We start from the raw sequence: 3,367 nt of genomic DNA on the forward strand, positions 1-3,367 counted from the left end.
CATCCGCGCCTCCACCATCCGCACCGGCTGCGGCGGCCCGTGGGGCGTACGGGGCACCCGGGGTCGAGCGTGGCTCGGCGGGGCCGCCCGGTCGAGCGCCGTGCCGTGGCCGGGTCCGCACAGCTCAGGACTTGTTTCCGCCCCCCGATTTGTGTTCCCCGAAGACCGTCGGCTAATGTTCATTCTCGCAACGCGGTGAGCAACAGCGAGCCGGGGAGCGATGCGGATGTGGCGCAGCTGGTAGCGCATCACCTTGCCAAGGTGAGGGTCGCGAGTTCGAATCCCGTCATCCGCTCGGAGGGATCGAGGAGCCAGGACGTCCTCACCAGGCTCGATACCTTTGCGGTGGAGTGGCCGAGTGGTGAGGCAGCGGCCTGCAAAGCCGTCAACACGGGTTCGATTCCCGTCTCCACCTCCACGTCCGGATACGTCCGGACGGGAACCCCGCGCGATTAGCTCAGCGGGAGAGCGCTTCCCTGACACGGAAGAGGTCACTGGTTCAATCCCAGTATCGCGCACCACACAACGCCCCGGCTCCGGCCGGGGCGTTCGTCGTTTCGCGGACTGTCGCTCGTTCGGTACCGGAACGCACTCCCGACGTGACGTCGGTCACTGACCATGATGGTATGTCCGCGATGCCCCACCTCCACCATTCGACGACGATCGACCAAGCCGACATCGCGACCATGCGCGGGCGCGTCGTCGACTTCCGGCACACCACCGGTGTCCTCGCTGATCTGCGGCGCACGGGAACCGATGAATTCGAGGTCACGCTCATCCTCGGTGGCGGCGACGACGCGGAGAAACTCGTCATCAGAGGGGCACGGACGGGCGAGAGCCTGCACCTGCACGCCTGAACGGCGCCTTATAGGCTCGTGGGGTGACCGCCCGACTCAGTGACGCCTCGGTGGCCGATATCGACGCCGTCTCGGCCTTGGCGGCCCGGACGTTCCCGCTGGCGTGCCCTCCCGAACTGGGGCCGGTCGCGATCAGGGCCTTCATCGCCGAGCACCTCGGCCCGGAAGCGTTCAGAGCTCACCTCGTCACGCCGGGCCACGAGGTTCTGGTGGCCCGGGGCGACGACGGTGAGATGGTCGGGTACATCCTGCTGATCGCCGGGACCGAGATGGACCCGGGCTGCGCTGGACAGGTGATTCATCGACCCACGACCGGGGTCAGCAAGTTCTATGTGGATCCCGACCACCACGGCGGAGGGATCGCGTCGGACATGCTCGACGAGGTGTGCCGACGGTGCAGAGCGGCGGGCACGCGGAGCATCTGGCTGGCCACCAACGTCGCCAACGCCCGAGCCCGCAGGTTCTACGTCAAGCGTGGTTTCGAACCACGCGGGAACCGGACCTTCGACGTCGGAGGGGTCGCCAACACCGACGTCGTGTACGAACTGGCGCTCTGAGAGGGGCCTGCCGGTCAGCCGCCGACGGTCTCGAACCGGGACAGCGCCAGGAGTCGGGAAGTGGCACGAAGGTACTTCTTTCGGTAGCCGCCGGCGATCATCTCGTCGGTGAAGATCGCGTCCAGTTTGTCGCCGGAGTTGCGCACGGGAATCCCCGCGTCATAGAGCCGGTCGGCGAGGACGACGAGACGAAGGGCGATCGACTGATCCGGCAGCGGCTTGACCCCGCTGAGGCAGACCCGCGTGACGCCGTCGACGAGGCGGTTGTACTTGGACGGGTGAAGGGTCGACAGGTGCTCGCACAGGGCGTCGAAGTCGTCGAGCGTGGCACCCTCCACCGCCTCGGCCTCGGCCTCGAGTCCGGTGTCGTCCATCGGGTCCGGGGCGGGGGGCAGGTTACGGTGCCGGTAGTCCGGGCCGTCGACCCGGATCGACTCGAAGATCCCCGACATCTTGCGGATCTCCCGCATGAAGTCCTTGGCCGCGAACCGTCCCTCCCCCAGCTGCTCCGGCAGCGTGTTGGAGGTGGCCGCGACGCTGACACCGGCGGTGGTGAGCTCCGCGAGCAGGCGGGACACCAGCATGGTGTCGCCCGGATCGTCGAGCTCGAACTCGTCGATGCACAGGACGGAGTGCCCGGAGAGCTCCTCCACGGCCCGGTTGAAGCCGAGAGCACCCACGACGTGGGTCAGCTCGACGAACGTCCCGAACGCCTTGGGCTCGGGGCAATTGTGGTAAATCGACGTCAGCAGGTGGGTCTTGCCCACCCCGAAGCCGCCGTCGAGATAGATACCGGTCCCCTGCACCGCCTTCGGTCGCCGGCCGAACAGTCCCTTCTTGGGAGTGCGACGGGCCACCACGGACTCGGCGAACTCGCGACACGCCTTGACCGCGGCGGCCTGCGAGGGCTCGGCCGGGTCCGGGATGTAGGAGTCGAAACTGACATCGTCGAACATCGACGGGGGAACCATCTGTGCCACGAGCTGATCGGCAGGGACCACCGGGGTGACGTCAACGAGGCGAGAGACCATGGGCAGAGCCTATCGTGGGGACACCCGGCGTCAGAACGGAAGGAGTCCCCGGTGCACATGACACGGCCCACCGTGATCGACGACGACCCCGCCGCACTCGAGGCCCTGTGGGCGGCGCTGGACCCCGAACCGGGTCTGCCCGTGCCGTGCATCCGCGCGGTGATGATCTCCTCCGTCGACGGCACGACCACCGTGGACGGCCGCAGCGGCGGGCTGGGGACCCCGACGGACCGGCTGGTCTACGACGCCATGCGGGCCCGGTCCGACCTGATCCTGGTGGGCTCGGGCACCGTTCTGGCCGAGGGGTACGGCCCCGCCCGGACCGCCGCCGTGTGGGCGGACAGACGACCCGGTCCCCCGCCCGTCGTCCTGGTGTTCACCCGCGCGCTGGGCGACGCGCTCATCGAGCACTGCGCCGACGCCGGCGACGGACTGCAGGTGGTCGCCTCCCACGGAGTGCCCGGCGACCGACTCGAGGCCGCCCGGAAGCGGGGTGTCACGGTGCACGTGCTCGATCCGGGTCCACTGCGCACCTCCGTCCGTTCCCTCGCCACACACTTCGGGGCCTCCGAGGTGACGTTCGAGGGCGGTCCGCAGCTGCTCGGGACGTTGTTGCGCGAGGGCGCGATCGACGAACTCGTCCTGTCGGTCGCCCCCGAGATCATCGTCGGCGGCGACGACTCGCGACTGGCCGTCGGAACCGACGCCACCCGGGTTCCGCTGCGCGTCGCCGCGGCCTTCACGTGCCCCCGCGGCGGGCTCTACACCCGCTGGGTCGTCACCGGGGCCGACGGGTGAGGAACCGTCGAGCGGGAACACGCGCGGTCACGCGGCACCGGCATGTACGGGCACTCGGCGTGGGGCTGGCGGCCCTGGCGGTGACGATCGCCGGGTGTGCGCCCCTGCCCGCGACGGGGCCGCG

4 protein-coding genes and 3 tRNA genes are annotated in these 3,367 nt (G+C 69.3%); 6 read left to right on the forward strand and 1 reads right to left on the reverse strand.

The window, feature by feature from the left end; translation table 11 throughout:
- Positions 1-222: 222 nt before the first annotated feature.
- The 5 genes from G6023_RS08705 (at position 223) to G6023_RS08725 (ending at position 1,414) form a co-directional block, all read left to right on the forward strand.
- Positions 223-295 (forward strand) — tRNA-Gly (locus G6023_RS08705).
- Positions 296-344: 49 nt separating this feature from the next.
- Positions 345-418, forward strand: a tRNA-Cys gene (locus G6023_RS08710).
- A 28-nt stretch (positions 419-446) separates the two neighbouring features.
- Positions 447-521: transfer RNA gene (locus tag G6023_RS08715), tRNA-Val, on the forward strand.
- Positions 522-626: 105 nt separating this feature from the next.
- Positions 627-857 carry a hypothetical protein gene (locus G6023_RS08720; RefSeq protein WP_154827585.1) on the forward strand — a complete coding sequence of 77 codons (231 nt, stop codon included), beginning with the start codon at positions 627-629 and terminating at the stop codon, positions 855-857.
- Positions 858-880: 23 nt separating this feature from the next.
- Entirely contained in the window at positions 881-1,414 is a 534-nt protein-coding gene (locus G6023_RS08725) for a GNAT family N-acetyltransferase (protein WP_182635027.1), read from the forward strand.
- Between the two features lie 14 nt (positions 1,415-1,428).
- Here the strand turns inward: G6023_RS08725 and zapE are convergent, their stop codons facing one another.
- Entirely contained in the window at positions 1,429-2,445 is a 1,017-nt protein-coding gene (gene zapE / locus G6023_RS08730) for a cell division protein ZapE (RefSeq protein ID WP_154827587.1), read from the reverse strand.
- 57 nt (positions 2,446-2,502) lie between these two features.
- Between zapE and G6023_RS08735 the strand changes: the two genes are divergently transcribed.
- A complete protein-coding gene (locus tag G6023_RS08735; RefSeq protein ID WP_187352686.1) occupies positions 2,503-3,243 on the forward strand; it encodes a dihydrofolate reductase family protein in 741 nt (246 codons plus the stop codon).
- Positions 3,244-3,367: the final 124 nt, after the last annotated feature.

Source organism: Dietzia sp. DQ11-71, from assembly GCF_014144995.1.
GTDB lineage: Bacteria > Actinomycetota > Actinomycetes > Mycobacteriales > Mycobacteriaceae > Dietzia > Dietzia kunjamensis.